This window comes from Yoonia sp. 2307UL14-13 (genome assembly GCF_037572755.1).
Taxonomy (GTDB): Bacteria; Pseudomonadota; Alphaproteobacteria; order Rhodobacterales; family Rhodobacteraceae; genus Yoonia.
The window spans coordinates 332,935-359,062 of the sequence record NZ_JBBIFZ010000002.1 but is presented as its reverse complement, the minus strand read 5'-3'; the positions used below and the strand labels follow the sequence as shown (position 1 = coordinate 359,062).

Below are 26,128 nucleotides of genomic sequence, written 5' to 3'. Positions count from 1 at the left end.
ATGGAAACCCACACCGCAAAGCGCGTCGAAATCGTGATCGAGGCCCCGCTGGAAAGGCGGCTGACCGACGCCCTGACCGAGGCCGGGGTCACCGGCTATACCATCCTGCCCGTGCGCGGCGGCTCTGGCCGGTCCGGAAAATGGACCCGCGAAGGGCAGGTTGGCCGCGCCGGTATGGTGGCGGTGGTCTGCCTCATCCGGCCCGAACGATTGGACGGCCTGCTGGAAGCGGCCTTTGCCGTGGTCGAAAAACACATCGGCGTCGTTAGCGTGACCGACGCGCAAGTGCTACGGGCCGAGCGGTTCTAATTCCCGATTGATTTCCGCTGACGTCGTGGTTTGATGCGCAAGCGCAATAGCAGGAACGCACGCATGTCACACCGCCAGTTCGAAGCCGCACGGTTGGATATCACCACACTCGGCAACGCGACGACGCTGTCGGTCCACACGATTCGCAAGGCCGAGTGGAAAAAGCTGAAGGGCCTCGACACCTTGACGTTGGAAGGGTTGTCATTGCGCTGGTTGTCCGCCCCCGACCTGACGATGGTGCCATTCCCCGCCTGTCTCAAATCGTTCAGCCTCTGGCACTCCTCGAAACTCAAAAGCCTCGCGGGGATCGAACAAGCTGTCGCGCTACAGGATGTGCATCTGCGCGAGAATGGCAATCCACTGGACCTCAGCGCCCTTGCAGAACTGACGTCCTTGCGCGTTCTGGGGATCGAGGGCGGTTACAACACCGCCCAACAGGTCGTTGATCTGGCGCCGCTCGCTGGCTTGCCGATCGAGGAATTGACTTTGATCGCCGTCGACGGAACCGACCTGGACCTCACCCCGCTTTGCGATCTGCCAAACCTGCGAAAGCTCGACATCTCAGCGCCCAGCATTTCGCCCGAGGCGCTCAAACCGGTCGCAGAGGCGCATCCTTGGTTTGCTGTCGGCTAGGCGGCGTCTGCATTTAGAACGCATCACCGGCGCGAGACCCATTTTGCCGCTGACAAGTCGATTTGACCGCAGCGATGTGGTTCATCGGAAGGACAAATCGGCGATGGCAGGGGCAAAATGGGCCGCGTCCCGCAGGGATTTCGCCAAAATTGCCCATTTCGTCGTCCAATGAGCTTGAATTAACCCGTTAGTCCTGCGCTCATTCTCCTAGAATTGAGCAATTTTGACTGAAACCGGTGATGCGTTCCAAATGCAGACGCCGCCTAAGCGCTCTTGCGGGTCAGCCGAACCGGAGTCTACAGTCGCAGGTATTCCAAGGGTGCCGCCCGCAGCCGGGTCGCGGTGGAGTTTTGGTAAGTTGCGTGGGGCAAACCGATAATGAAGACAGCAGCCGACGTCTTCCTCGCGTTCGATGACGTGAAGAAGAGCTATGACCAGAAGGTTCTGGTCGTCAAAGGCTTCGACATGCAGGTAGAGCAGGGCGAATTCATCACGCTTCTGGGGCCGTCCGGATCGGGCAAGACCACCGTTCTGATGATGCTGGCCGGGTTCGAAAGCGTGACGTCCGGCACCATTTCGATCCGCGGTCAGTCGATCAACAAAACCGCCCCCTACAAGCGCAATATCGGGATGGTGTTCCAGAACTACGCGCTCTTTCCGCACATGACCGTGGCCGAAAACCTGCGCTATCCGCTCAGCGTGCGCGGGATGAGCAAAGCGGACCAGACGAAGCGCGTCGCCGAATACCTCGGCCTCGTCGAGCTTGGCGATTTCGGCAACCGCTATCCCGCTCAGCTCTCGGGTGGGCAAAAGCAGCGGGTCGCCCTGGCGCGCGCAATGATATTTGAACCCACACTGATCCTCATGGACGAACCGCTCGGCGCACTTGACAAGAAACTGCGCGAACAGATGCAGTACGAGATCACGCGCCTGCACGAACAACTCGGCTTCACCGTCATCTACGTCACCCACGACCAGGCCGAGGCGCTGTCGATGTCCGACCGGATCGCGGTGTTCAACGACGGCATCGTGCAGCAATGCGCACCACCCGCCGAACTGTACGAGCGGCCTGCCAATGCGTTCGTGGCCGAATTCATCGGCGAAAACAATTTCATAAAGGGCCAGATCAACCGGATCGAAAACGGGCGCGCCGTGGTCAACGTCCCGGGCGGGGGCACGGTCGTGGCAACCGCCGGCGATGGGCTGGAGCAGGGCGGGCGCTGCATGGTGTCCGTCCGCCCCGAAAAGCTGTTCATCCATCCCACGACCCATGATCACGACAACGACATCACCGCGACATTCGTTGCGCGGATCTATGTCGGCGATTTCATCCGCTACTATTTTCGGCTGGCTGACGGCGCGGAAATCGTGGTTAAAGTTTTGAATGACCTATCCGCGCCCGAATTCAGCGAAGGGGACAAAGGTCGTCTTCAATGGCTCATCACGGATAGCATCGCATTTTCCCATGAGGGGGAGATGCCTGATGTCACGGGGCAAGCGGGGCCCTGACATAACCCCGCACATACAAGGAGGTTTGAATGAAATATCATCATCTACTACTCGCGGCGGGGGCGTTGGCGCTCGGTGCGCAAGGTGCGACGGCCCAGGATCTGACCGTCACCTCATTCGGCGGCGCCTACGGGGCGGCCCAGCAAGAACACATGATCGACCCCTACGTCGCCGCGACCGGCACCAACATCCTGTTCGAGGACTATGGCGGTGGTGTCGCCGAAATGAAGGCGCAAAGCGAATCCGGCAACATCCAGTGGGATGTGGTGGATATCGAGGTGATCGACCTGGAACGCGCCTGCTCGGAAGGGTACGTCGCGGTCATCGACCATTCGATCCTGCCACCCGGCGATGATGGCACGCCAGCGGCCGAGGACTTCATCCCGGAGGCCCTGCATGAATGCGGTGTCGGCAATATCGTCTGGTCGATCATCTTTGCGCATTCCGATGACGCCTATCCCGATGGCGGGCCGCAAACGATCGTCGATTTCTTCGATACCGAAAACTTCCCCGGCAAGCGTGGCCTGCGCAAGCGTCCGCAGGTGAACATGGAATGGGCCCTGATGGCCGACGGTGTCGCCCCCGAAGAGGTCTATGAGGTTCTGGCAACCGAAGAAGGCCAGCAACGCGCCTTCGATAAGCTCGACACGATCAAGGACGATATCGTCTGGTATGACAGCTGGTCGCAGGCCCCCGTTCTGTTGAATGATGGTGGGGCGCAGATGGTGCAATCCGCCAATGGCCGCATCTTCGCCGCGATCAAGGACGAAGGCGCGCCCTTTACCATGATCTGGGACAGCCATGTCTACGACCTTGACGTCTGGGCCGTCATGGAAGGCACCGAAAAGATGGACACCGCCTTGGACTTCATCAAATCGGCGACGATGACCATACCGCTCTCGGGGATGCAGGATGTGGCCTATGGCCCGACCCGCCGGTCCGCACAGGCGCTTCTGCCCGAAGATATCAAGCAGGATCTGCCGACAGCACATCTCGACAAGGGGCTGAAGGCCGACGGCATCTTCTGGGCCGATTTCGGTGAATCTCTCGGTGAGAAATTCAACGAGTGGCTGCTGCAATAAGCGGTTCGGCCCCGCGCATCATCGCGCGGGGCCAATCAGGAAACGACCATGGTTAAGGCACACCAGCATCGGCTCCCCCCCGAAGACGCGCGCAACGCCGCGCGTGAGGTCCGCGCGCGCCGCCTGCGCGCATTCCTGTTCGTCGCACCGCTTCTGGCCTTCATCACCTTCGCCTTTGTGGCGCCCATCGCATCCATGCTGTTCCGCAGCGCCTATAATCCGACCGTGGCCGATCTGGTGCCCGACTCCCTTCAGGCGCTCGCCGATTGGGATGGGGAGGCACGGCCCTCGGACGCGGCACTGACCCAATTCGCCATCGACCTGAAACGCCTCGCCAACGACCGTACCTCAGGCCAGCTCGCGGAAGAGGTCAACCGCTTCCTGCCCGGCACATCCAGCGTGGTGAAATCCACGGCGCGGCAATTACGACGGGTCGAGGACACCACCTTGGCCGATACCGGCGCGACGCTGCTGTTAGAGGCCAACGCGGCCTGGTCCGAACCCGGCATCTGGCGCGCACTGCGCAAGGCCGGGCAGACCTACACATCCAGCTATTACCTGACCGCGCTCGATCTCGAACAAACACGCGACGGGTCCATCCAGCAGCGTGACACGAAAATCTACCTGCAGCTCTACAGCAAAACCCTTTGGATGGCCCTTATCATCACGCTCCTGACGCTGATCCTCGGCTACCCGCTCGCCTTCCACATGGCCCATAGCAGCACATCACACGCGAATTTCCTGATGGTCTTCGTGCTGCTGCCGTTCTGGACATCGCTTCTGGTCCGCACCACATCCTGGATCGCGCTCCTACAGACCAACGGGGTCGTCAATTCCACCCTCATGGCGCTTGGCTTGACGGGCGATCCGCTCGAAATGCTCTACACCCAATTTTCGACCATCATCGCCATGACCCACATCCTGCTGCCCTTCATGGTGCTGCCGCTCTATTCGGTGATGCGCGGCATCGACCCCAGCTATATGCGCGCGGCCATGTCGATGGGCAGCCGCCCGATCCCGGCCTTCCTGCGCATCTATCTCCCGATGAGCCTGCCGGGGCTGTCAGCTGGCGCCTTGCTCGTCTTCATCATCTCGGTCGGCTACTACATCACCCCCGCACTGGTAGGCGGCACAGACGGACAGATGATCTCCAACATCATCGCCTTCCACATGCAGCAATCCAACAACTGGGAACTCGCAGCCGCGCTCGGCTCACTCCTCCTGTTCCTCATCGTCGCGCTCTACTGGCTCTATGACAAATTCATAGGGGCCGGGAACATCAAGCTGGGATAGAGGTATGCGTGCGTTTCCCGAATACTTCACCTTCTGGCACATCGCAGGCCACTACGCGCTGCGGATCACAGCATATATCGTGCTCGCCTTCCTGATCCTGCCAATCCTGGTGATCGTCCCGCTGTCGTTCAATGCAGAACCGTTCTTTACCTTCACCCCCGGCATGCTGGCGCTCGACCCCGAGGCATACTCCCTGCGCTGGTACAACGAAATCATCACCGACCAGAAATGGACGCTGGCCATCTGGAACAGTTTCGTCATCGGCGTCGCAGCGGCCATCCTCGCGACTGTGCTGGGTACGGTTGCGGCGGTCGGACTCGCCTCCCCGTGGATGCCGTTCAAACGGCTGATCACTGCGCTTCTTTTGTCCCCGATGATCGTCCCGCTGATCATCATCGCCGCCGGTATGTTCTTTTTCTACACCACCTTCGGTCTCGTCGGCACCTATGCGGGCCTGATCATCGCGCATGCAGCCCTTGGCGTGCCCTTCGTCATCATCACGGTCACCGCAACACTGGCCGGTTTCGACCGGACGCTCTTCAGCGCCGGGCTCAGCCTCGGCGCATCGCCGGTCAAAGTGTTCTGGGACGTCGTGATCCCCCTGATCCGTCCGGGTGTGATCTCCGGCGGGCTCTTCGCCTTCGTGACGTCCTTCGACGAGGTCGTCCTCGTCCTCTTCCTCGCAGGTCCCGAACAGCGCACGATCCCGCGCCAGATGTTCTCGGGCCTGCGCGAACAGATCAACCCAACGATCCTCGCCGTTGCGACGCTGCTCGTCATCCTGTCCATCGCGCTGCTGGTGACACTGGAAATCCTGCGACGGCGCACCGAACGGCTTCGCGGATCGCGGTAGCTCCCCACCGCACGATACATTCACGCTTTATTTCCGTCGTTGGACAAAGACTGCCAACTGTTAACAAAAACCCAGCGCAGCGCGCGGCGGGGTCCGATGGAATTCCGACGTTTGTCCGACGCTTTTCCGACACGCAAAAACCGGGAATATCCTAGCGATTTCAGGTGCTTAAAAAAGACTGAGAGCGAGAGATGCCATTTTGCACCCCTAACTCACCCAAAGGTTGCATTTTCGGCGCGACGCCGCCTCAAACAAGACCGAGCCCTCACCGATGTTACCGCAAAACATACCCGTCCGGCCATTCGAGGGTATAGTCCAAAGTCACTTCCTGCTTCTCGCCTGCAGCCACCTCCAGATCCCATTCCAGAATACCGCGTTGCCCTTCCGGATTGGTGCGGGTGACGCGGGGGCTGGCCTCGAATTCCACTTCCAGATCGTCCTGCTCGGAATATGGGATGGCATCGCGCAGCAGCACTTTCCAATCCTGCCCGGTGACGTTCTCGACGCTCATCACCGCCGCTTCGGTCAACAGGTTCGCGCTGGAAAACACACCCGTATCGCCCTCGCTCTTGTTCGGCGTCGCGCGGGTCAGGATCAAGCCATCCAACGGACCAAAACCCATTTCCGTCTCGGCCCCGGCAGCCAGCAAAGGCAGATTACCGAACCCGATCATCGTGCCATCGGCAAAGATCAAGGCCTGACCGGGCAGCAGGATTTCATCGGTCGTGTTGGTGAATTCCGCCATCCGGTAGGCAATGCTGTCACGGCTCGGCACGGCCTCGGCCCAGACATCGGCATCAAGCGTCAAGGTGTCCAAAGGCAGGCGCAAATCCTCAACCCCATCGCGGATATCGACGGTGCCGGGATAGCTGTAAGTGACTGTCGCGCCGCTGAAATTAGCGGTTGCTTTGAAGGGCTCCGCCATGACCGCCTCTGCCATCGGTGCCGGTGCCAAGGCGCGCCCCTGAACGCTATCCGACAGGAAGACTTGATTACGCTCGCGCTCCAATTCCTCTTCCGACACGATCCGCCGCACCGGCGCCCAGACGCCGCTGGGTGCCGTCTGTTCACCGGGACGTGCGGTCGACAGGATCAGTTTGGCATCCAGCCAATCCTGCCCGGTCTGCTGGCTGACGACGACGGACCGTTCGATCTGCAGACTGCCATCATCGCCCGTGGTCAGGCGCATGTCATAGACCGGTGACCAGTTGGCATAGCCTTCAAGCGCGCTGATATCGACGGTCACCTCACCCGCCTCGGCTGCGTTCAGGGTAAAGGTCAGAACCGACCCTTCGGCCTGTTGCGGTGCCTTCAAAGCCGCAAGCGCCCGCTTGGCATCGGCAAGCGCTTCCTCGTCATCCTCGCGGGCACGTTCGGCGGCTAGCGCCTCTTGCTCGGCGGCGAAGGCCTCTTGCCGGACACGCAGGGTTTCGCTGCCCACCATCTCGGCCAGGGCCTGAATGTCGGTGACCGCGTCGGCGGTCAGGTTTTCACCCGCATTGGCCTTGCTCAGGCTTTGCAGGAACGCGATCTGCTCTTCCGCCGCTTTCACCCGCAACCGGATCTGTTCGATATCCGCGTTGCGATCACGCAGGATATCTTCCAACCGTTCGACTTTATCCTCGGCGGCCTGAATCTCGGGCGATGAAAGGTCAGGCGTGACGGGCAACCGGTCAAAGGCGAGGTTGACGGCGCCGATCTGCGCACCGTCCGTTGCGGCCAGGCGCAGCCCTTCCGAGCTCAGGCCCTCGGGCAATCCGGGTACGATGATCTCGTGCTGTCCGGCGGGCAGATCCAGGGTGATTTGACGCATCACTGTGGCGACACCCGGGTAGATCGTAACGGTGTCGACCCGCGCATCTGCGGTGAACGTGTCGGCAAAGGCGGGGGCCGAAAGGGCGATAAGGCTGGTCGTCAAAAGGGGGCGGAACATGAAGGTCTCCTGCAATATTTACGTCATCTATACACTCAGACGCGGCAGGGATGACCATCCTTGGTTACTGATCCAAAAAAATTCTAAGCGGCCCTGCATGGCACATCGCACATGCAGGGCCGGATATTCAGTGCCAGCGGCGGAACCAGCTGCGCCGTTCGTGTCGGTCGATCCGCGGTGTGTATTCAACACCGGCCCGGTCCAGCACGCTTTCGCGTCGGTCGATCCGGTCTTCGATGCGGTCCAGCGGGCCGCGATCCACACGCTCATCACGGCGACTTTCGATGCGGTCGATCCGATCCTCGACTCGGTCGAGGTTCCGTTTCGGCTCGGCCATGGCAGGGGCCGCCGTCAGACCGATGGATGTCACACATGCCAAAAGTATCACGTTCTTCATACCGATATCCTCCTGTTGTTGATCAGTATGCGGGGTTGAACGGGCGCATCTTCCGGCTCCGTCGTTCGGGCAGATCACATGCTGTTTCGGTTTGAAATGTTGGCGGTCAGTCAGCCTGTCGCGCCCGCCACAGCGTGAACAGCCCCGCCGCCACGACGATCGCGCCACCAAGGGCGACATTCCACCGCAAGGTCTCGCCAAAGATCGTCAGACCGATGGCACTTGCGAAAACCAGCTGCAGATAGGCAAAAGGCTGCACCGCGCTCGCCTCGGCCACCTCGTAGGTCTTGATCAGCAGCCAATGACCTGACGCGCCAGTGACACACAGCAACGCCATCCACGCCCAGTCTGTGCTGCTCATCGGCTGCCACGCCCAGATGCCGATCACCGTCATGACGATGGCACCAACCGTGCCGGTCCAGAAAAACGACGTCGCCGTGCTGTCGCGCCGGGCGGCGTAGCGGGTCAGCAATCCGTAAAGCGCGAACATGAACGCCGAGGTCAACGCGATGAGTGCAGCGGGCGAGAACACGGCGAAGCCGGGTTGCAGGATAACCAGCACCCCGACGAATCCGATTCCGATCGCGACCCAGCGCCGCCAGCCGACCTTTTCGCCCAGGATCGGGCCGGAAAGCGCGGCGATCAGCAGCGGGTAGCAGGCAAAGATCGCGTGGCTTTCCACAAGACCCAGATAGACAAAGGCCGTGACCATCACGCAGATCTCGGTGGCGAGCAGGGCTCCCCGCGTGATCTGCAGGATCGGCTGGGTCGTTTGCGCCGCCGCCCGGATCGATCCCGATTGCCGGGTGGCGATGGTGATGACGAACGCTGCGAAGAACCAATAGCGGATCATCACGATCATCAGCACGTTGTAGTTGCGCGCCAGATGCTGAGAAATCCCGTCCTGCGCGGCAAAAATGAATGTCGTCGCCGTCATCAACAGGATGCCAAGGCGCGGGTTATTCTGCATCCAGCCTCGCGCGGGTCATGTGCCGTTTGCGCCCATAGCCGGGGGTACGGGCGACGGTGAAACCGGCCTCGGTCAGGCTCCGCCGAACATGGCCCGCCGCGCTGTAGGTCGCCGCGGTGCCGCCGGGTTTGGTGTTTTGGCCAACCGACTGCAACAATGTAGAGTTCCACAGTTCGGGGTTCTTCGCGGGTGAAAAACCGTCGAGGAACCATGCGTCGGCTTGGCCTTCCCACGCGGGCAGGGTCTCGCGGGCGTCGCCGATGATTACGTCGAGTGTCGGGCCATCCGGAAGGGTCACATCGCGCTGACCGGGTGCCCAATGTGCCAGAAAGGTCTCGGCATATGGCGCGAGTTCCGTGAAATGGCCCAGCGCATCGCGCATGTCGCCCTCGTCCATCGGAAAGGCCTCGAACGACGTGAAGCGCAGCGCGCCAGGTCGCCCGGCTTCATTCCAGGCCGCCCATGTCACCAGAAAGTTCAGCCCGGTCCCGAAACCAAGTTCTGCAATATGGAAATCACCTGCAAACCGCGCGGGCAGATCGTTTCCCGCCAGAAACACATGGCGCGTCTCGGCCAGCCCGTCATCCAGCGAATAGTACGGATCATCAAACGCCGTCGCGATCGGCACCCCATCCCGCCAGTCGAGTTTTGCTGTCTGGTCCGCCATCCGCCCATGCCCTAGATACGAAGGCATCTTTGGGCGGAAGGGCGGCGAATGGCAATCGCGGATGTGACGGTGATGGGGGCGGGCATTTTCGGGCTGTCCGTCGTCTATGCCTGCGCGCGGCGCGGGGCCAAGGTGCGGGTGATCGACCCATATGGTGTTGCGTCGGGTGCCAGCGGTGGGATCGTCGGCGCGCTGGCCCCGCATGTGCCCGAGAATTGGAATGCAAAGAAGGCGTTTCAGTTCGAAAGTCTTATGATGGCCGAGGCGTTCTGGGCCGGGGTTACTGATCTGACCGGCGCAGAAGTCGGTTATGCGCGGACCGGGCGGTTGCAGCCCTTGGTAGATGACCGCGCCGTGGAATTGGCGCAGCAGCGGGCCGTTTCGGCCAAGACCTTGTGGCAAGGCAAGGCGGTCTGGGAGGTTGTGCCGACGGGTAACTCTGCATGGATGCCGCCGTCACCCACCGGTCTGGTGGTCCGTGACACCCTCTCTGCGCTGATCCATCCCCGCCGTGCGACGCGCGCCTTGGCGGATGCAGTCGTGGCACTTGGTGGTGAGGTGACGACCGATGCGAGGCAAGAGGGCCGCGTGGTCTGGGCCACCGGTTGGGAGGGCTGCAAAAAGATCGGAGGGAATGGGGTGAAAGGGCAGGCGGCCCTCTTGCGGTATGATGCGGCAGGCCAGCCGCAGCTTTTCGCGGATGCGCTGCATATCATTCCGCACGGCGACGGAACGGTTGCGATTGGGTCGACGTCAGAGCGGGAATTCGACGATCCGCACAGCACCGATGCCGCGCTTAATGATGTCGTCGCGCGGGCCATCGCCGCGTTTCCTGTTCTTGCCGACGCGCCTGTCATCGAACGCTGGGCCGGTGTCCGGCCCCGCAGCCGCAGCCGTGCGCCGGTCTTGGGGCGGCATCCATTGCGCAAGGGAGAGTTCATCGCCAATGGCGGTTTCAAAATCGGCTTTGGCATGGCCCCAAAGGTGGGCGAGGTCATGGCCGATTTGTTGCTTGAGCGTCGCGACACCATCCCCGAGGATTTTAAGGCTGTTCAGTAGAGGAGGATTGACATGCCAAGCGTCTCAAGCCTTGATCATTTTGTCCTGACGGTTGTGGATGTCGACCGTACCGTTGCCTTTTACCGCGATGTGTTGGGTATGGTGCCAGAGCAGTTTCAGCCCGCTGATGGCTCGGCCCGCTGGGCGCTGAAGTTCGGACAGCAGAAGATCAACCTGCACCCGGCGGCAAAACCATTCGACCCAAAGGCCGACAATCCGACGCCCGGTTCGGGTGATCTTTGCTTCCTCAGTAATACGCCTTTGGCCGATTGGCAGACCCATCTGGCGGACCATGGGGTCACGATTGAGGAGGGTCCCATCGCCCGCACTGGCGCCACCGGGCCGCTTGTCTCGCTCTATATCCGCGACCCCGACGGTAACCTGATCGAGATTTCGAACCGCGCTTAGGTCAGCGCTTTCAGATCACCCATCAGTTCCTTCATCAGCTTGACGTACATGTCACCCTTGAGCTTGCCATCATCATTGAAGGCTTCGCTGGATGCGGCCACCAGCACCTCAGGCCCCTGAAGTATGCGAGGCCGGAACGCCATCATCGCCAGCCGCAATGAAAACTGCGTCCGTTCACCGCCCGCACGGCCCGCCGTCGCCGACATGATCGCCAGCGGTTTGTCCTTCCACGGGTTGCCCTCGGTCCGGCTGACCCAATCCAGTGCGTTCTTCAGCGCGCCCGAGATCGCCTTGTTGTATTCCGGGGTCGAGATGATCACCGCATCCGCTGCCGCGATCTGATCGGATAATGCCTGGACGGCCTGCGGGATCCCTTCTTCGGATTCGACATCACCATTGTAGAGCTGAAAGTCGATATTCGCCTCGACGAAGGCGTCCGGTGCGAAAACCTCTGCCGCATAGCGGATCAGTTTGGTGTTGGTCGAGGCTTTGCGTAATGATCCCGAAATGCCCAAAAGCGTTGTCATGTCATATCCTTTTCTGGTTCCCGCCTGAACTAGCGCGCGGTGTTCGGGGTGCAACTCCGCGCCTTGTCTGTCGGTTCCGCTTGCCACATGGTGCGCATCAAAAGAGGAGGCGCGGATGATCCGGCATGGCGGCAAGATACTCAGCGATCAGCTGGTGAAACTGGGCGTGCGGCGCGTGTTTTCGGTGCCGGGAGAGAGCTTTCTGGCCGCCCTCGATGGTCTTTATGACAGCGGTATTCAGAACGTCGTCTGCCGTCAGGAAGGCGGCACCGCGATGATGGCCGAGGCTTACGGCAAGATGACCGGAACGCCCGGTGTCTGTTTCGTCACACGCGGGCCGGGGGCGACCAATGCAAGCGCTGGTATCCACATCGCGCGCCAGGATAGCACGCCCCTGGTGATGTTCGTGGGCCAGATCGACAACCGGCATACGGATCGCGAAACCTTTCAAGAGGTCGATTATCGCGCGATGTTCGGCGGCCTCGCCAAGTGGGTCGCGCAGGTGGATCACACCGACCGGCTGCCCGAATACATCGCGCGTGCTTTCCGGATGGCGATGGCCGGGCGTCCCGGGCCGGTGGTTTTGGCGCTGCCCGAAAATATGCTGAGCGCGCAGGCGCATGTGGCGGATCTGAAAGTGCCGACCGTTCACGCGGATGTCGCGGCAGATACGACGCGACAAATCATGCACTTGCTGGGGCAGGCGCATAAGCCTTTGATTGTCGCCGGTGGCCCGCATTGGAGCGCCCAGGCGCAAGCCCATCTGCAGGTCTTCGCCGAAACGCAGAATGTGCCAGTCGCCCTTGGCTTTCGACGTCAGGACTACATGGATAACCACCATGCCAACTACATCGGAGACCTTAACGTCGGGATGAACCCGAAACTGGCGGCACGGGTGCGCGACGCCGATACGCTGGTCCTGCTTGGCACCCGCTTCGGTGATACGGCGACGCAGGGCTATACGCTGGTTAATCCGGGTGATCCGGGCAAGGTGATCATCCATGTGCATCCCGACCCGAACGAGATCGGGCGGGTTTTCGCGCCTGACCTTGGCGCTGTCGCCACGGCGCCGGATATCCTGGCTGCTTTGGCCAGTGTTGAGGCGGCTGGGGATTGGTCGGATTGGACCGCCAGCGCCCGGGCCGATTATGAGGCCTGGATCACGCCGCAGGACAGCCCCGGTGATCTGAAGCAGGAGCAGGTGATCAAGTGGCTGTCCGATCATCTGCCCGATGACGCGATCATCACCAATGGCGCGGGAAACTATGCAGCGTGGCTGCACCGCTACTTTGTCTACAAGCAGTATGGGACGCAGTTGGCCCCCACGTCGGGCTCGATGGGTTATGGCGTGCCTGCGGCGATTTCCGCATCGTTGGAGCACCCAGACCGCACCGTGGTCTGTCTTGCCGGGGATGGGTGCTTTCAGATGACCTGCAACGAACTTGGCACTGCCATGCAACACGGGGCAAAGCCGATCATCATCGTCATGGATAACGGGCGATATGGCACGATCCGGATGCATCAGGAAAAACACTATCCGGGGCGTGTGTCGGGTACTGCGCTGCAAAACCCGGACTTTGCGGCACTGGCCCGCGCTTATGGCGGTTACGGCGTGACGGTGACCACAACCGCCGATTTCCCCGAAGCATTTGCCGCAGCGCAGGCATCGGGGGCCTTGGCGGTCATCACTTGCAAAGTCGATGAAGAGGCGCTTTCGACCGGCGCGACCCTTGGCCAGGTGCGCGCCACCGTGGGTTAGGCCCGCACCAGCTGTTCGTATTCCTCGGCGATGTCGCGGGTCATTGCGCCCACCACGAAATTATAGTCGCCGATTTGCCCGACCGGCGTCACCTCAGCAGCCGTGCCGGTCAGCCAGCATTGTTCGAACCCTTCCAGTTCCTCGGGCATGATCACCCGTTCATGGACCTTGATCTGGTGCTTTTCGAGCATGCCGATGACAGTCTGGCGGGTCAGGCCGTTGAGGAAGGCGTCGGCGTTCGGGGTGTGGACCTCACCATCCTTGACGAAGAAGATGTTCGCGCCCGTCGCCTCGGCCACGTAGCCGCGATAGTCGAACATCATGGCGTCAGAGCAACCTTTCGCCTCGGCCGCATGTTTGGACATGGTCGCAATCATGTAGAGCCCCGCCGCCTTGGCCTGGGATGGTGCGGTTTCGGGGCTGGGGCGTTTCCATTTCGCGATGTCGAGCTTGGCACCCTTCATTTTGGCGTCGCCATAGTAATTGCCCCATTCCCAGACGGCCACGGCCAAATGGACGGGGTTCCGCGCGGCGGCGACGCCCATGTCTTCGCCAGAGCCACGCCAAGCCACCGCACGGACATAGGCGTCGGTCAGGCCGTTAGCATCAAGTGCGGCCTGTTTCGCGGCCTCGATTTCATCCACCGTGTAGGGGATGTCAAAATCGATCAGCTTGCCAGACCGGATCAGGCGTTCGGAATGTTCGCGCGATTTGAAGATCTTGCCGCTATAGCAGCGTTCGCCCTCGAACACCGATGAGGCGTAGTGCATCGCGTGCGTCAGGATGTGGACATTGGCGCTGCGCCAGTCGACCAGCTGGCCGTCCATCCAGATTTTGCCGTCTCTGTCATCATATGCGCCAGCCATCGAAGCCTCCGTCACGTTTGCCATTTGTTACGCAAATAGGTCCGTTTCGGACATAATATTGCGCAATTTCTGCGTTTCGCTAGCAGTTGATTCTTGGAATGTCAACAAAGCTGACGTATTGTGATCGGAAGAACCGAGGAGGGCAATATGCGCGAAGGGCCGCCGCCACAGATGGGGCAAAGCCTGCTGTTTCTGACCGATGATCAGATCCGCAAGGGGATCGAGGCGATGTTCTTTGCCTATCGCGGTTTCACCGCCGACCCGGATCGTATCCTGGCCGAAAAGGGCTATGGCCGCGCGCATCATCGGGCGATCCACTTCATCAATCGTAACCCGGGGACGACCGTCAACAATTTGCTTTCCGTGCTTGGTGTGACGAAGCAATCGCTTAATCGTGTGTTGCGTACATTGATCGAAGACGGTTTGGTGGCGAGTACGGTGGGAAAACGGGACAAACGGGAGCGTCATCTGAATTTGACAGCGGCCGGTGCGGAATTGGAGCGCGAGCTGTCGGATGCACAGCGGGACCGGATGCGCGCCGCCTACCGGGCCGCCGGGCCAGCGGCGGTCGCCGGTTTCCGGCAAGTGCTGGAGGCGATGATGGATGGTGATACGCGCTATCACTACGAGGCGATGAGGGACAAAACCGAATGAATGTTGATGATGCCCACCTGTTGATTGTTGACGATGACGAACGCATTCGGGGCTTGCTGCAGAAATTTTTGATGCGATCGGGCTTTCTGGTCTCAACGGCCCGTGATGCCGCCCATGCAAGGCGGGTGTTGTCGGGGCTGGAATTCGATCTGATCGTGCTGGATGTGATGATGCCGGGAGAGGATGGCATGGCGCTTTGCCGTGACCTGCGCAAGACGATCACGACGCCGATCATGCTGTTGACGGCGAAGGGTGAGACGGATGACCGGATTACCGGGCTGGAGGCCGGGGCGGACGATTATCTGGCGAAGCCGTTTGAGCCGAAGGAATTGCTTTTGCGGATCAACGCGATCTTGCGCCGTGTGCCTGCGGCGGAACCGACTGCCGTTTTGCCCAAGGTGCTGAACCTTGGCCCTGTTCGCTATGATATTGAGCGCGGGGAGATGTGGCAGGGGGATCAGCTCGTGCGGCTGACGGCGACCGAAAGCCAGTTGATGCGCATCTTCTCGGGCTGTCCGGGTGAGGCTGTGACGCGGGCGCGGCTGGTCGAGGAGTTGAGCCGCTCGGGCGGACAGACGCAGGAACGCGCCGTAGATGTGCAGATCACCCGGTTGCGGCGCAAGATCGAGGCGGATCCCAAGCAGCCGCGCTATCTGCAGACGGTGCGCGGGGCGGGGTATATGTTGGCGCCTGAGTAGTTCGGTGGAGCGCCCTTTGGGCGCATTACATTTTTTGGACGCCTCCGGCGGGGATATTTAGGGCCAAAAGAAGTTGGTTGTGGTTTGGGGCTGAATTGGGTTCTTTGGACCTATGACGACAGCTTTGATTTCACATGATGATTGTTTGGACCATGTGACCCCTCCCGGCCACCCGGAGCAGGTGGCGCGCTTGGATGCGGTGTTGGGTGCATTGAAGGGGTTTGATTTGCTGCGGGTGAAGGCGCCTTTGGCCGCCGAGGATGATCTGCTGCGTGTGCATCCGAAAGCGCATGTGGATAACGTGCGTGATGCGGCCCCCGCAGAAGGATGGCGGTCGTTGGATGCGGATACGCATATGTCTGTTGGAACGTTGCAGGCGGCCTATCGCGCGGCCGGTGCTGCTGTACGCGCCGTTGATCTGGTGATGTCGGGCGAAGCGCAGAATGCCTTTGCCGCTATGCGCCCGCCGGGCCATCATGCAGAGCGTGAGACGGCGATGGGCTTTTGCTTCTTTGGCAATGTGGCGATTGCGGCCAAATATGCACTGGATCATCATGGTTTGGAGCGGGTCGCGATTGTGGATTTTGACGTTCATCATGGCAATGGCACGCAGGATCTGGTGGAGGAGGATGCCCGCATCCTGTTCTGTTCGACCCATCAATCGCCGCTTTATCCCGGAACTGGGGCGGCGGATGAGACGGGCGTGGGGAATGTGTTGAACGTGCCCTTGCCCTGCGGCACCGGGTCCAAGGGTTTTCGCGATGCGATGGAGCAGGTTGTGTTGCCGCGCGTCGATGCATTTGCTCCGCAACTTCTGATCATTTCCGCCGGATTTGATGCACATCGCGATGATCCATTGGCGGGTATGGAACTGACGACAGAAGATTTCGGCTGGGTGACTGAGCGCTTGTGCGATCTGGCGGACAAACACTGTGATGGCCGGGTGGTATCAAGCCTTGAAGGCGGCTATGACCTGCCCGCACTGGGCGCGTCCGCCGCCGCCCATGTCAAGGTTTTGGAGGAGCGCGGCCGATGAGCGACGTGGATCAGATGAGTTTCGAAGACGCGATGAAAGAGCTGGAAAGCGTCGTGGGGCAGTTGGAGCGTGGCGACGTGGCACTGGATGAGAGCATTGCGCTCTATGAACGTGGTGCGGCTTTGAAAGCGCGATGCGAGGCGAAGCTGAAAGAGGCGGAGGAGAAGGTCGCGAAGATTACGCTCGGCGAAGGCGGGGAGCCGAAGGGGACGGCGCCGTTGGATGGGTGATGAGACCGTAGAGCGGATGTCCTTTGGAGACACGCTCAAAAATGTCGGCAAACGCATTGATGGGCGACGTGCAGAAATTCTGCTGCATCACGGTGGCACGCTGCCACAGGCCATGACCTATGCGTTGAGCGGCGGGAAATTCTTTCGGGCGTTTCTGGCTTTGGAGGGATGTCGTCTTCATGCGGTCGCTGATGATGCAGCGACCGATGCGGCATTGGCTATCGAGTGCATTCACGCCTACTCGCTGGTTCATGATGACTTGCCATGTATGGATGATGATGATCTTCGCCGTGGGCTGCCGACTGTACATAAACAATGGAACGAAGCTGTTGCAGTGCTTGCCGGCGATGCGCTTCAAGCGTTGGCTTTCGATCTCATGCTGCATCATCGGATGGGCCCACATCGGTCGGAGGCGGCGAGAGTTTTGGCGAGGTCTGCACAGCGGATGGTCAGCGGGCAGATGCAGGATATTGAGGCTGAGACTGCCGATGAACCACTTAGTCTGAAGAGTATTACCCAGCTACAATCGAGTAAGACCGGAGCTCTGATTAACTGGGCGGCGACCATTGGTCCACAACTCGCGGCTCAAGACACGTCTGCCCTAAATTCATACGCAAATGCCCTCGGCCTCGCCTTTCAGATCGCCGACGACATTCTCGATGTCGAAGGTGATGCCGCTACCGTTGGCAAGGCGGTCGGCAAGGATGCTGATGCCGGAAAAGCCACTTTTGTCTCCCACCTCGGTCTTGATGGGGCGAAACGCCGCGCGGGGGAACTCGTGCAAGAGGCATGTGATGCCTTATCTATTTATGGTGACGACGCGGAGACGTTGAAGGAAGCGGCCCGTTTTGTCATAACGCGGACGCATTGAAGGAAGGGTCGATATGTCAGACCAACCCCATACCCCCCTGCTTGATCGCGTGACGACGCCGGATGACCTCAAAGCCTTGTCGGATACGGAGTTGCGTCAACTGGCGGATGAGCTGCGGACAGAGACGATTTCGGCGGTATCGGTCACAGGCGGGCATCTGGGCGCGGGCTTGGGTGTGGTTGAGATGACCGTCGCCTTGCATGCCGTATTCGATGCACCCAAGGACAAGATCATCTGGGATGTGTCCCACCAATGCTATCCGCACAAAATCCTCACCGGTCGTCGCGACCGCATCCGTACCTTGCGGATGGAAAAGGGGCTGAGTGGGTTCACCAAACGGTCCGAAAGCCCTTATGACCCGTTCGGTGCGGCGCATTCCAGTACGTCGATTTCGGCGGCGTTGGGCTTTGCCGTTGCCCGGGACCTGGGCGCCGAAGGCGGCGATGCTATTGCGATCATCGGGGATGGGGCGATGTCGGCGGGCATGGCCTATGAGGCGATGAACAATGCCGGGCATCTGGGCAAACGCCTGATCGTGATCCTGAACGACAACGAAATGTCGATCGCGCCGCCGACTGGTGCGATGTCATCCTACCTCTCGCGCCTATACGCGGGCGCGCCGTTCCAGGAATTCAAGGCGGCCGCCAAAGGAGCCGTGTCGCTGCTGCCGGAACCGTTCCGCGAGGGGGCGAAGCGGGCCAAGGATATGCTCAAACATATGACCGTCGGCGGGACCTTGTTCGAAGAGCTTGGCTTTTCCTACCTCGGCCCGATTGACGGGCATGATATGGAGCAGCTTTTGTCGGTTCTGCGCACTGTCAAAGACCGCGCCAATGGCCCGATCCTGATCCATGCGATCACGCAAAAGGGCAAGGGCTATGCCCCCGCCGAAGGGGCCAACGACAAGGGTCATGCGACGGCCAAGTTCGACGTCGTCACAGGCAAGCAGAAAAAGGCGAAAAGCAACGCGCCATCCTATACGTCGGTCTTTGCCGATACGCTGATGAAACTGGCCGCTGACGACCCCAAAATCGTCGCCGTTACCGCCGCCATGCCGGACGGGACGGGGCTTTCGCGCTTTATGGAACGCTATGCAAGCCGCTGTTTCGATGTAGGCATTGCGGAGCAACACGCGGTGACATTCAGCGCCGGTATGGCGGCGGGCGGTCTGAGACCTTTCTGCGCCATTTATTCGACGTTCCTGCAGCGCGGTTATGATCAGGTCGTGCATGACGTCGCGATCCAGCGGCTTCCTGTGCGGTTCGCCATCGACCGTGCCGGGCTCGTGGGGGCGGATGGGGCGACCCATGCGGGCTCGTTCGACATTGGCTATTTGTCCAACCTGCCCGGTTTTGTCGTGATGGCCGCGGCGGACGAGGCCGAATTGGTGCGCATGGTCGCGACCGCAGCGCAACATGATGCGGGGCCGATCGCGTTTCGCTTCCCAAGGGGCGAAGGGGTCGGGGTTGAGATGCCCGAGGACCCAGAATTGCTTGAAATCGGAAAAGGACGGATGATCCAAGAGGGCGCAAAGGTTGCCATCCTGTCCTTTGGCACACGCCTGCAGGAGGTGATCGCAGCGTCCGAGGCCCTGCAGGCCAAGGGCATCACCCCGACGATCGCCGATGCACGCTTTGCCAAGCCGCTGGATGAAGAGCTGATCTTGAAACTGGCTGGCAGCCACGAGGCCTTGATCACAATCGAGGAAGGGGCCGTTGGCGGATTTGGCAGCCATGTTGCCCAGCTTTTGTCCGACAACGCGGTTTTCGATGCGGGGTTGAAGTTCCGGTCGATGGTGTTGCCTGACGTCTTTATCGACCAGGCCAGCCCCGGGGCGATGTACGATGTGGCCGGTCTGAACGCCGAACACATCGAGGCAAAGGTGCTCGATGTGCTGGGGATCAGCCGCATCGGGGGCCAAGCAGCGTCAACAGCGTGACAAATCAGCCATTGATTGCAGCCAATTTAGTTAACAGCTTGTTTCCCTCGCCACGGTGCCGTTGCGGTATTTTCTTGTAAAAAGGCAGTCAGGCATTTGATAATCATGGATTTTTCGCGGCTCTTGCGGTTGCGACCAATGCATCGGCACCCAACCAGGCCAGGTTTCACGCGCTTGAAGAGCAATGAAGATGCTGCAACAAATACGTGCAGCTTTTTTGTGTTTCGAGGATTTCAGGTGTCTTATTCCCAAACGACCGCCGATCACCCCGCCATTCGCCGTAAACTGATGAACAGCACCGCCATATTATGCGGTATCATGATGATCTTTGGCCAGGCGGCCAGCGCTCAGGATGCGCTGACATGGGACAGTGATCCGGATACATTCGGTATTCAAATCGGAAATGGCGATTGGAACACGTCGGACAATAACTGGCAGGATCAGGCCAGCCCCGATTTCGACAGTGCCGTGAACAATGACGCCAATACCACATTTTCGAGTGACGATGCCGATACCGTCACCTTTGGCGGTCTGTCAGGGGGGGCGACCGCGAATGTCGGGCTAGAGGTCGATGTTCGTCCGGGCGCGATCACATTCGATACGGATGGCTACGAAATTAGCGACACAGCGGGTGATGGCGATCAGATCGTTGTGGAAGACGGCGATGCACTTCCCATTGACGTCGTATCTGGCACGGCGACCGTGAGTGCCGGGATATCCAATAAAGGTACAATCACTATAAATGGAGACCCGGGCAGCGCGGGCACCCTAGTGCTGAGCGGCACAAGCGTCGACGATGGCACCCAGGATGAGGGTGACTATGTGCTGGAGCGTGGCGGGCTGACCGTTTCGGGTTCAACGGCGGCTGAAGACGATATCGAGGTCAATGGCGGCACGCTGACGGTCACTGGCACTGTCGGCGGTGACGTGCAGCAGGATGCGGGCCAATTCACCAATACCGGGTCGGTTGGTGGCACGGTCACCGTGACGACTGCCGGTGCGATCTTCGACAACGATGCGGGCGGCGTGACAGGTTTGACGACTTTGACGGACGGTACGATCAATGCGGGTGGTGGTGCCTTTACCGGCGGCGTGCAGGTCGATGGTGGCGAATTCAACGTGGAGGCCGATACGACCGTCGCGATGACGCAGGCCGGAGGGACCGTGAACGTCGATGACGGCGTGACCCTGACGTCCGATCTGGATGTCGAAGATGGCATCAACAACAATAACGGCACGATCGACGGTAATGTCACGATCACCGGCGGTCAGTTGAACAATGGCGAGGCCGACGGCGATCCGACCGGGATCATCGACGGGGATGTGCTCGTCAACGGCGGTACGCTTGTGAATAACGGCGATGCGGGCCTTGCGGGGGTCAGCGACATCACTGGCACGGTCCAGATCGGTACGGATGATGCGGATAATGCAGGCGGTATCGTGGATGCGGATGGCGGCACCTTCGCCGATATCGACATTTTCGACGGCACGCTCAATATCAACGAAAGCACAACCGCTGATACCGTGGACAACGATGGGGGCACGGTCGCGATCGATCCTGGTGTCACCCTGACTACTGATTTCGACCAGACCGACGGCGGAACGACTATTGGGGCCGGGGCAACGTTGGACGATACCGATGGCACGGCCAATGTCTCGGGCGGGACGGTCGAGAATGCGGGCACGATCGACGATGCCTTGGCTATTTCGGGCACGGGTGATGTGCGCAACAATACGGGCGGCGCGATCAGCGGCGACGTCACGATCGCGGGCGACGGCATCCTGCAGGCCAATGGCGGGACGTTGGGCGGCGACGTAGCCGTTAACGGTGGTAATTTCAACGTGAATGCAAGCGTCACCGTCACAGACACCATCGTGAATGACGGCACGGTCGATGTCGCCGGTGGCCAGACCTTGACCACCGATCTGACCCAGGCGGGTGGCACGACGACCATCAATGCGACCGGCACGCTTGATGATACCGACGGGACAATCGCGGTCTTGGGCGGGAGCCTGGTCAACGAAGGTATCGTGCAAGACGACGTGGTCATCACAGGCGACGGCACGCTTGTGGCCGGTGGCGGCACGTTCAATGATGGCGTAGCGGATCAGAATGTCACCGTGAATGACGATGGCACCTTCGACATCGATGCGGCGACGACCGTTGCCACGACAACAGTCAATGGCGGTGATGTCGATATCGGCAGTGGCGCGACTTTGACGACAGAGTTGGTACAGACGGGTGGAACGGTCACCGTCAATGGCGGTGCGACGCTGGATGACACGACCGATGCGATCACGGTCGATGGGGGCCGACTGACCAATGCGGGCACGGTGATCGACGAAGTGACGGTCGAGGCTGGCGGTACGGTCGAGGTCGCGGGCGGAACGTTTACCAACGGTTTGAACGCGAATGGCGGTGATGTCGAAATCACGGCGGATTCGACGCTCGATCTGGACAATATGGGGTCTGACATCGCGATCGATCCCGGTATCGAACTGACCGGCGATGTAACAAATCAGGCCGGAAATATTGAGTCGGCGGGCAACATCACCGGCACGCTGAGCGTAACGGATGGCAACTTTACCCAGCTTGCGACGACACCTGCGGGTAGCGGTGTCGATGGGGCCGTCACCGTCGATGGCGCGACGGCCAGTCTGAACGCGACGGGCGGGACATTCGATGCGGGCATGACCGCGCTGAACGACGGTCAGATCATCGTGGATGGGGAAGCGACCGGCGATATCACCAACGACGGCGGCACGGTCTCGATCACCGGGACAGGTGACCTGGACGGTAATCTGACCAACACGACCGGCACCTCTAGCATCGCCGACGGTGGCCAGCTTGACGGTGACCTGACGGTCAATGGCGGTGACGTCGACAGCGATGGTACGATCACCGGTACGGCGACCGTTGCGGATGGGACGTTCACCACAACGACCAATAGCGATGTGCAAGGCGTGGCCTCGGTTACGGGTGGGACGTTGCAGGCCGATGGCGGTAACTTTGGTGCTGGGATCACCGCCACCGATGGTGAGGTCAATATCGGTGGAGACGTGACAGGGGATGTCAGTATCGCGGATGCCGAATTGCTGATCGAAAGCGGCGGCGACCTCGAAGGCGATGTGACCTATGCCGGTGTCGGGGCGCAGGGCCGCAACGAAGGACAGCTCGATGGTGACCTGACCGTTACCTCGGGCACATTCACCAATACCGGCGACATCACGGCTGGCAACACGGTCACCGTTGCCGGCGCTGCGGCGGGTGGCCCGGAATTTGTACTGGATGATGGCGATGTGGCGGCAGAGATCGTCGTCAACGCCGGTACATTTACCGCCAATGGGGGCACGTTCTCGGGCGGGGCAACGGCCAACGCACCAACGGTTGACACGACCAGCGCCATCGTCATCGCCGGTAGCAGCACAGGTGATGTGACCAACAACGGCGGCACGGTCGACGTGGAAACCACTGCAACGCTGACGGGCGATATCGACAGCGTCGCGGGGCAGACGACGATCGATGGGACCGTCACGGGTGAGGTCGCAAGCACGGGCGCTACGGCGGATACCGACGTGAACGGCACGGTCGGGTCGCTTGACGTCTCTGACGGCGTTGTGACGACCGTGACCGGCAGCACGGTGACCGGCGGCACGACGGTCAGCGGCGGCACGCTAGAGGCCAATGGCGGCACTTTCACGGGTGGTATCGTGGCGACGGGCGGCATCGCGACCGTTGGGGGAACGATTGCGATGGGCGCGGGGGAAGAACTGATTGCGGATGATGGTGATGTGACGATCGCGGCAGCTGGGACGGTCAATGGCGACGTTGCCAGCATCAACTCCGGTGGCGCAGAGACAGGTACGTTGACCAACGCAGGCACCGTCAACGGAGACGCCCGCGTCGATGGAAACACGTTCAACAACACCAATGTGGTGACTGGTGAAGTCACGGTGACCGGTGGCACGGTCAACAATACCGGCACCGTGCAAGGTGGGATGGACGTCAGCGGTGGTGATGCCAACAATGCGGGCCTTGTCGAAGGCGGGGTGGATGTCTCTGGTACCGGTGATTTCACCCTGCAGGCTGGCGGGACGATTACCGATGCATCCACCGTGGCAGGCGGCGGCGAATTTATCGTCGAAGGCGGCACGTTCACCGACGGTGTGACCAATAACGGCGGTACGATCGATGTGACAGCCAGTGCCACGGGCAATATCACCAATACCGACGGTCTGGCCGAGATCGATGCGGCGGCCATACTGACCGGTGATATCGACAATGGGGCGGATGGTGATCTGATCATCGCCGGTACGTTGGGTGGCGATCTTGAAAACGATGGCGGCCAAGTCGATGCCGCGGGCACAGTTACCGGGACGACGTTGAATACCGGCGGTGGTGCTGCGCTGAATGTGGATGTCGCCGCGGCGTTCGATGGCGTCGTGACAAATCAATCCGGGGCGACGATCAATATCGATGGCGGCACTCTGACCGGCGATGTCGACAACCTCGCAGGGGGCACTGTCGCGCTGGCCGGTGGCACCTTGACGGGTGTGTTCGACAACGATGCGGATGCCGAGATCAGTGGAGCAGCCGCCATCATTGGCGCGACCACAAACAGCGGCAACTTCGATATCGCTGCGGGGGATAGTCTTGCGATCACCGGTGGTTTGACAAACGAAAGCGGCGGCATGCTTGGTATTGCGGACGGTGCAATGCTGTCAGCGACCGATACCCTGATTAATGACAGCGGCGGCGAACTTGACCTCGACGGTACGATCGCAACGGCTTTCGCCAACACCGGTGAGGTCGATGTCACCGGTGACGCAGATCAATTCGGCGGCCTGGTCACCAACGGCACCGGCGGCAGGATCTTCCTGAACGACGATGGCGGCGACGTGCTCCGGTTCGGCGGCGGTTTGAACGGTGGTGGTGGTGTGGTCGATACCACGACCCGCAGCGGAGGCGTCGGTGACTCGATCGAGATCACGGGCGATCTGACCGGGACCAACCGTTTCGCGCTGGATATCGATCTATCCGATGACAGCGACACAGCCACTCCGCCGGGAACCGACGTTGTTGTCGCGACTGGCGAGGTGGGCGGGACCTTGGTCTTCGATCTGAACCTTCTGGGAAGCAATGGACAGCAGGCAGATGACCTGAGAATTTTTGATAGCAGCGGTGATGCGTCTTACACCTTTCAGGTCTTCGGTCTCCCTGATGCCAGCGAGGCGATCGTCTATACGCCAGATAGAATCGGCTCAGGCCCCAATGAGGGTGACATATTTATCGTAGACTCTCTCAACCCTGGCGTCGCCGGTCTCACCGGGTCCATCGTACTGGCGCAATCACTGATTGGTTCGGTGGTGAACCGGCCTTCCAGCCCGTTCGTCAGCGGTTTGGCCTATGACGACCCCAACCCCTGTGGTGTCGGCGGATGGGTGCGCGGCATAGCGGGTCAGGCCGACGCCAATGGCGAGGTCACCGAGGTAGAAAACAACACTACACTCGATTGGGACATCTCTGTTGATTACACCGGTCTTCAACTTGGCGGTGATCTTGCTTGTTTCAACGGCTATTTTGACGGTTGGGATATCTCTTTCGGCGGGATCGGTGGCTTTAATGAAGGGACGACAACACAAGATGTTTTCGCACTGGAGGGCGACGGATCAGGCGGCATAACGCTGGGTGACGAGAGGACGAGTGTCACGACTGTCGATTTTGGTCAGCGCTACGGCGGTGTCTACCTGACTGGTGCCTTTGACCGTTTCTCGGCAGACCTGCAATACCGTGTCGAAGAGACCGACTATGTGGCTAACAACGTCGGCGTCGGCGGCCTATCCGGGCTCGGTCTGACCGATAGCGAATTCAGCAGCGAGACGACGACGTTCAGCGGTCAGGTCAGCTATGCCATTCCGTTTGGCGAAAGCAATATCGCCTTCGTTCCGACGGCCGGTTTTGCCTATTCCGACGTATCGACCGGCATTGTGAATTTCGAAGATGGCGGAACCGTCGCATTGAACGATTTCACGTCGGAGACGATCTTTGCGGGTGGTACGCTGTCGCGCACCGTCTTCGGTGATGATGGGGTGTCGGCGACAAACCAGTTTGGGACGATAACCTTTTACAATGACTTCGCGGACTCACCTACCGGTCTGTATACGCCGCCCGAAGGGTCAGCGCTTGAGCAACGCAACATCATCGGCGAAAACCTCGGTGGTTATGCCGAGTTGAGCGCCGGTCTGAACTATCTGCGGATCCTGCCCGTGGACGCGCCCCTCGGGGCCAAGCAGTTCAGCACCAGCATCCGCGGCGACCTGCGGGCCAGCGATCAACTGTCCAGCTGGGGGTTCACCAGCCAGATCCGTATCCAGTTCTAGGCGTTCCCGCCTTGACCCTTTGGGGTCAAGGTTCCAGACTTGCCCGGCAAAGGA

The 26,128-nt window shown here is 60.4% G+C and carries 22 protein-coding genes; 16 read left to right on the top strand and 6 right to left on the bottom strand.

Annotated features, from left to right (window positions below; translation table 11 throughout):
* The 6 genes from V8J85_RS09115 (at window position 1) to V8J85_RS09090 (ending at window position 5,679) form a co-directional block, all read left to right on the top strand.
* Window positions 1-309: a DUF3240 family protein gene (locus tag V8J85_RS09115; protein WP_339953415.1), complete on the top strand. Its 309-nt coding sequence runs from the start codon at window positions 1-3 to the stop codon at window positions 307-309.
* Between the two features lie 63 nt (window positions 310-372).
* Window positions 373-942, top strand: a complete 570-nt coding sequence (locus V8J85_RS09110) for a hypothetical protein (protein ID WP_339953414.1) — start codon at window positions 373-375, stop codon at window positions 940-942.
* Between the two features lie 378 nt (window positions 943-1,320).
* On the top strand, window positions 1,321-2,451 hold the full coding sequence (locus tag V8J85_RS09105) for an ABC transporter ATP-binding protein (RefSeq protein ID WP_339953413.1): 1,131 nt from the start codon (window positions 1,321-1,323) through the stop codon (window positions 2,449-2,451).
* Window positions 2,452-2,480: 29 nt separating this feature from the next.
* The gene (locus V8J85_RS09100) at window positions 2,481-3,533 is read left to right on the top strand and encodes an ABC transporter substrate-binding protein (protein WP_339953412.1); all 1,053 of its coding nucleotides are present in this window, start codon (window positions 2,481-2,483) and stop codon (window positions 3,531-3,533) included.
* 48 nt (window positions 3,534-3,581) lie between these two features.
* Complete coding sequence (locus V8J85_RS09095; protein WP_339953411.1) at window positions 3,582-4,826, top strand: ABC transporter permease; 1,245 nt, start codon at window positions 3,582-3,584, stop codon at window positions 4,824-4,826.
* Between the two features lie 4 nt (window positions 4,827-4,830).
* Window positions 4,831-5,679 carry an ABC transporter permease gene (locus tag V8J85_RS09090; RefSeq protein ID WP_339953410.1) on the top strand — a complete coding sequence of 283 codons (849 nt, stop codon included), beginning with the start codon at window positions 4,831-4,833 and terminating at the stop codon, window positions 5,677-5,679.
* A 274-nt stretch (window positions 5,680-5,953) separates the two neighbouring features.
* Here the strand turns inward: V8J85_RS09090 and V8J85_RS09085 are convergent, their stop codons facing one another.
* The 4 genes from V8J85_RS09085 to mnmD all read right to left on the bottom strand — a co-directional run bounded on the left by V8J85_RS09085 (window position 5,954) and on the right by mnmD (window position 9,646).
* Entirely contained in the window at window positions 5,954-7,612 is a 1,659-nt protein-coding gene (locus V8J85_RS09085; RefSeq protein ID WP_339953409.1) for a DUF4139 domain-containing protein, read from the bottom strand.
* A 127-nt stretch (window positions 7,613-7,739) separates the two neighbouring features.
* Window positions 7,740-8,009: a hypothetical protein gene (locus V8J85_RS09080; RefSeq protein ID WP_339953408.1), complete on the bottom strand. Its 270-nt coding sequence runs from the start codon at window positions 8,007-8,009 to the stop codon at window positions 7,740-7,742.
* A gap of 106 nt (window positions 8,010-8,115) precedes the next feature.
* Entirely contained in the window at window positions 8,116-8,979 is an 864-nt protein-coding gene (locus V8J85_RS09075; RefSeq protein WP_339953407.1) for a DMT family transporter, read from the bottom strand.
* Complete coding sequence (gene mnmD / locus V8J85_RS09070; RefSeq protein WP_339953406.1) at window positions 8,969-9,646, bottom strand: tRNA (5-methylaminomethyl-2-thiouridine)(34)-methyltransferase MnmD; 678 nt, start codon at window positions 9,644-9,646, stop codon at window positions 8,969-8,971. Before mnmD ends, V8J85_RS09075 begins: the two co-directional genes overlap by 11 nt.
* 48 nt (window positions 9,647-9,694) lie before the next feature.
* On the opposite strand from mnmD, the gene V8J85_RS09065 reads away from it, so the two are divergent.
* Together V8J85_RS09065 and V8J85_RS09060 are read left to right on the top strand one after the other, a co-directional pair.
* On the top strand, window positions 9,695-10,705 hold the full coding sequence (locus tag V8J85_RS09065) for an NAD(P)/FAD-dependent oxidoreductase (protein ID WP_339953405.1): 1,011 nt from the start codon (window positions 9,695-9,697) through the stop codon (window positions 10,703-10,705).
* A 12-nt stretch (window positions 10,706-10,717) separates the two neighbouring features.
* Window positions 10,718-11,113 carry a VOC family protein gene (locus V8J85_RS09060; protein WP_339953404.1) on the top strand — a complete coding sequence of 132 codons (396 nt, stop codon included), beginning with the start codon at window positions 10,718-10,720 and terminating at the stop codon, window positions 11,111-11,113.
* Here the strand turns inward: V8J85_RS09060 and V8J85_RS09055 are convergent.
* Window positions 11,110-11,640: an NADPH-dependent FMN reductase gene (locus V8J85_RS09055; RefSeq protein WP_339953403.1), complete on the bottom strand. Its 531-nt coding sequence runs from the start codon at window positions 11,638-11,640 to the stop codon at window positions 11,110-11,112. The genes V8J85_RS09060 and V8J85_RS09055 overlap by 4 nt on opposite strands.
* Before the next feature lie 115 nt (window positions 11,641-11,755).
* Between V8J85_RS09055 and V8J85_RS09050 the strand changes: the two genes are divergently transcribed.
* Window positions 11,756-13,399, top strand: coding sequence for a thiamine pyrophosphate-binding protein (locus V8J85_RS09050; protein ID WP_339953402.1), 1,644 nt, complete (start codon window positions 11,756-11,758; stop codon window positions 13,397-13,399).
* Here V8J85_RS09050 and V8J85_RS09045 read toward each other — a convergent pair.
* A complete protein-coding gene (locus V8J85_RS09045; protein WP_339953496.1) occupies window positions 13,396-14,265 on the bottom strand; it encodes a branched-chain amino acid aminotransferase in 870 nt (289 codons plus the stop codon). The two genes, V8J85_RS09050 and V8J85_RS09045, sit on opposite strands and share 4 nt — an antisense overlap.
* Window positions 14,266-14,412: 147 nt before the next feature.
* On the opposite strand from V8J85_RS09045, the gene V8J85_RS09040 reads away from it, so the two are divergent.
* The 7 genes from V8J85_RS09040 (at window position 14,413) to V8J85_RS09010 (ending at window position 26,074) form a co-directional block, all read left to right on the top strand.
* Window positions 14,413-14,919: a MarR family winged helix-turn-helix transcriptional regulator gene (locus V8J85_RS09040; RefSeq protein WP_339953401.1), complete on the top strand. Its 507-nt coding sequence runs from the start codon at window positions 14,413-14,415 to the stop codon at window positions 14,917-14,919.
* Window positions 14,916-15,617, top strand: a complete 702-nt coding sequence (locus tag V8J85_RS09035) for a response regulator (protein ID WP_339953400.1) — start codon at window positions 14,916-14,918, stop codon at window positions 15,615-15,617. The genes V8J85_RS09040 and V8J85_RS09035 overlap by 4 nt, the downstream gene beginning before the upstream one ends.
* A 112-nt stretch (window positions 15,618-15,729) precedes the next feature.
* Complete coding sequence (locus V8J85_RS09030; RefSeq protein ID WP_339953399.1) at window positions 15,730-16,653, top strand: histone deacetylase family protein; 924 nt, start codon at window positions 15,730-15,732, stop codon at window positions 16,651-16,653.
* Window positions 16,650-16,883 (top strand): exodeoxyribonuclease VII small subunit, encoded by a 234-nt coding sequence (locus V8J85_RS09025; protein WP_339953398.1) that lies wholly within the window; start codon window positions 16,650-16,652, stop codon window positions 16,881-16,883. The genes V8J85_RS09030 and V8J85_RS09025 overlap by 4 nt, the downstream gene beginning before the upstream one ends.
* Window positions 16,876-17,754 carry a polyprenyl synthetase family protein gene (locus V8J85_RS09020; protein ID WP_339953397.1) on the top strand — a complete coding sequence of 293 codons (879 nt, stop codon included), beginning with the start codon at window positions 16,876-16,878 and terminating at the stop codon, window positions 17,752-17,754. Before V8J85_RS09025 ends, V8J85_RS09020 begins: the two co-directional genes overlap by 8 nt.
* A 13-nt stretch (window positions 17,755-17,767) precedes the next feature.
* Window positions 17,768-19,693 carry a 1-deoxy-D-xylulose-5-phosphate synthase gene (gene dxs, locus V8J85_RS09015; protein ID WP_339953396.1) on the top strand — a complete coding sequence of 642 codons (1,926 nt, stop codon included), beginning with the start codon at window positions 17,768-17,770 and terminating at the stop codon, window positions 19,691-19,693.
* 237 nt (window positions 19,694-19,930) lie between these two features.
* Window positions 19,931-26,074 carry a beta strand repeat-containing protein gene (locus tag V8J85_RS09010; protein WP_339953395.1) on the top strand — a complete coding sequence of 2,048 codons (6,144 nt, stop codon included), beginning with the start codon at window positions 19,931-19,933 and terminating at the stop codon, window positions 26,072-26,074.
* The last annotated feature ends 54 nt before the right edge of the window (window positions 26,075-26,128 follow it).

Coding starts and splice junctions, on each gene's coding strand:
- mnmD (WP_339953406.1), bottom strand. CDS start 9,646: ATGGCGGACCAGACAGCAAAACTCGACTGGCGGGATGGGGTGCCGATC.
- V8J85_RS09090 (WP_339953410.1), top strand. CDS start 4,831: ATGCGTGCGTTTCCCGAATACTTCACCTTCTGGCACATCGCAGGCCAC.
- dxs (WP_339953396.1), top strand. CDS start 17,768: ATGTCAGACCAACCCCATACCCCCCTGCTTGATCGCGTGACGACGCCG.
- V8J85_RS09105 (WP_339953413.1), top strand. CDS start 1,321: ATGAAGACAGCAGCCGACGTCTTCCTCGCGTTCGATGACGTGAAGAAG.
- V8J85_RS09095 (WP_339953411.1), top strand. CDS start 3,582: ATGGTTAAGGCACACCAGCATCGGCTCCCCCCCGAAGACGCGCGCAAC.
- V8J85_RS09020 (WP_339953397.1), top strand. CDS start 16,876: ATGGGTGATGAGACCGTAGAGCGGATGTCCTTTGGAGACACGCTCAAA.
- V8J85_RS09025 (WP_339953398.1), top strand. CDS start 16,650: ATGAGCGACGTGGATCAGATGAGTTTCGAAGACGCGATGAAAGAGCTG.
- V8J85_RS09085 (WP_339953409.1), bottom strand. CDS start 7,612: ATGTTCCGCCCCCTTTTGACGACCAGCCTTATCGCCCTTTCGGCCCCC.
- V8J85_RS09030 (WP_339953399.1), top strand. CDS start 15,730: ATGACGACAGCTTTGATTTCACATGATGATTGTTTGGACCATGTGACC.
- V8J85_RS09075 (WP_339953407.1), bottom strand. CDS start 8,979: ATGCAGAATAACCCGCGCCTTGGCATCCTGTTGATGACGGCGACGACA.
- V8J85_RS09055 (WP_339953403.1), bottom strand. CDS start 11,640: ATGACAACGCTTTTGGGCATTTCGGGATCATTACGCAAAGCCTCGACC.
- V8J85_RS09035 (WP_339953400.1), top strand. CDS start 14,916: ATGAATGTTGATGATGCCCACCTGTTGATTGTTGACGATGACGAACGC.
- V8J85_RS09050 (WP_339953402.1), top strand. CDS start 11,756: ATGATCCGGCATGGCGGCAAGATACTCAGCGATCAGCTGGTGAAACTG.
- V8J85_RS09100 (WP_339953412.1), top strand. CDS start 2,481: ATGAAATATCATCATCTACTACTCGCGGCGGGGGCGTTGGCGCTCGGT.
- V8J85_RS09045 (WP_339953496.1), bottom strand. CDS start 14,265: ATGGCTGGCGCATATGATGACAGAGACGGCAAAATCTGGATGGACGGC.
- V8J85_RS09060 (WP_339953404.1), top strand. CDS start 10,718: ATGCCAAGCGTCTCAAGCCTTGATCATTTTGTCCTGACGGTTGTGGAT.
- V8J85_RS09110 (WP_339953414.1), top strand. CDS start 373: ATGTCACACCGCCAGTTCGAAGCCGCACGGTTGGATATCACCACACTC.
- V8J85_RS09080 (WP_339953408.1), bottom strand. CDS start 8,009: ATGAAGAACGTGATACTTTTGGCATGTGTGACATCCATCGGTCTGACG.
- V8J85_RS09040 (WP_339953401.1), top strand. CDS start 14,413: ATGCGCGAAGGGCCGCCGCCACAGATGGGGCAAAGCCTGCTGTTTCTG.
- V8J85_RS09115 (WP_339953415.1), top strand. CDS start 1: ATGGAAACCCACACCGCAAAGCGCGTCGAAATCGTGATCGAGGCCCCG.
- V8J85_RS09065 (WP_339953405.1), top strand. CDS start 9,695: ATGGCAATCGCGGATGTGACGGTGATGGGGGCGGGCATTTTCGGGCTG.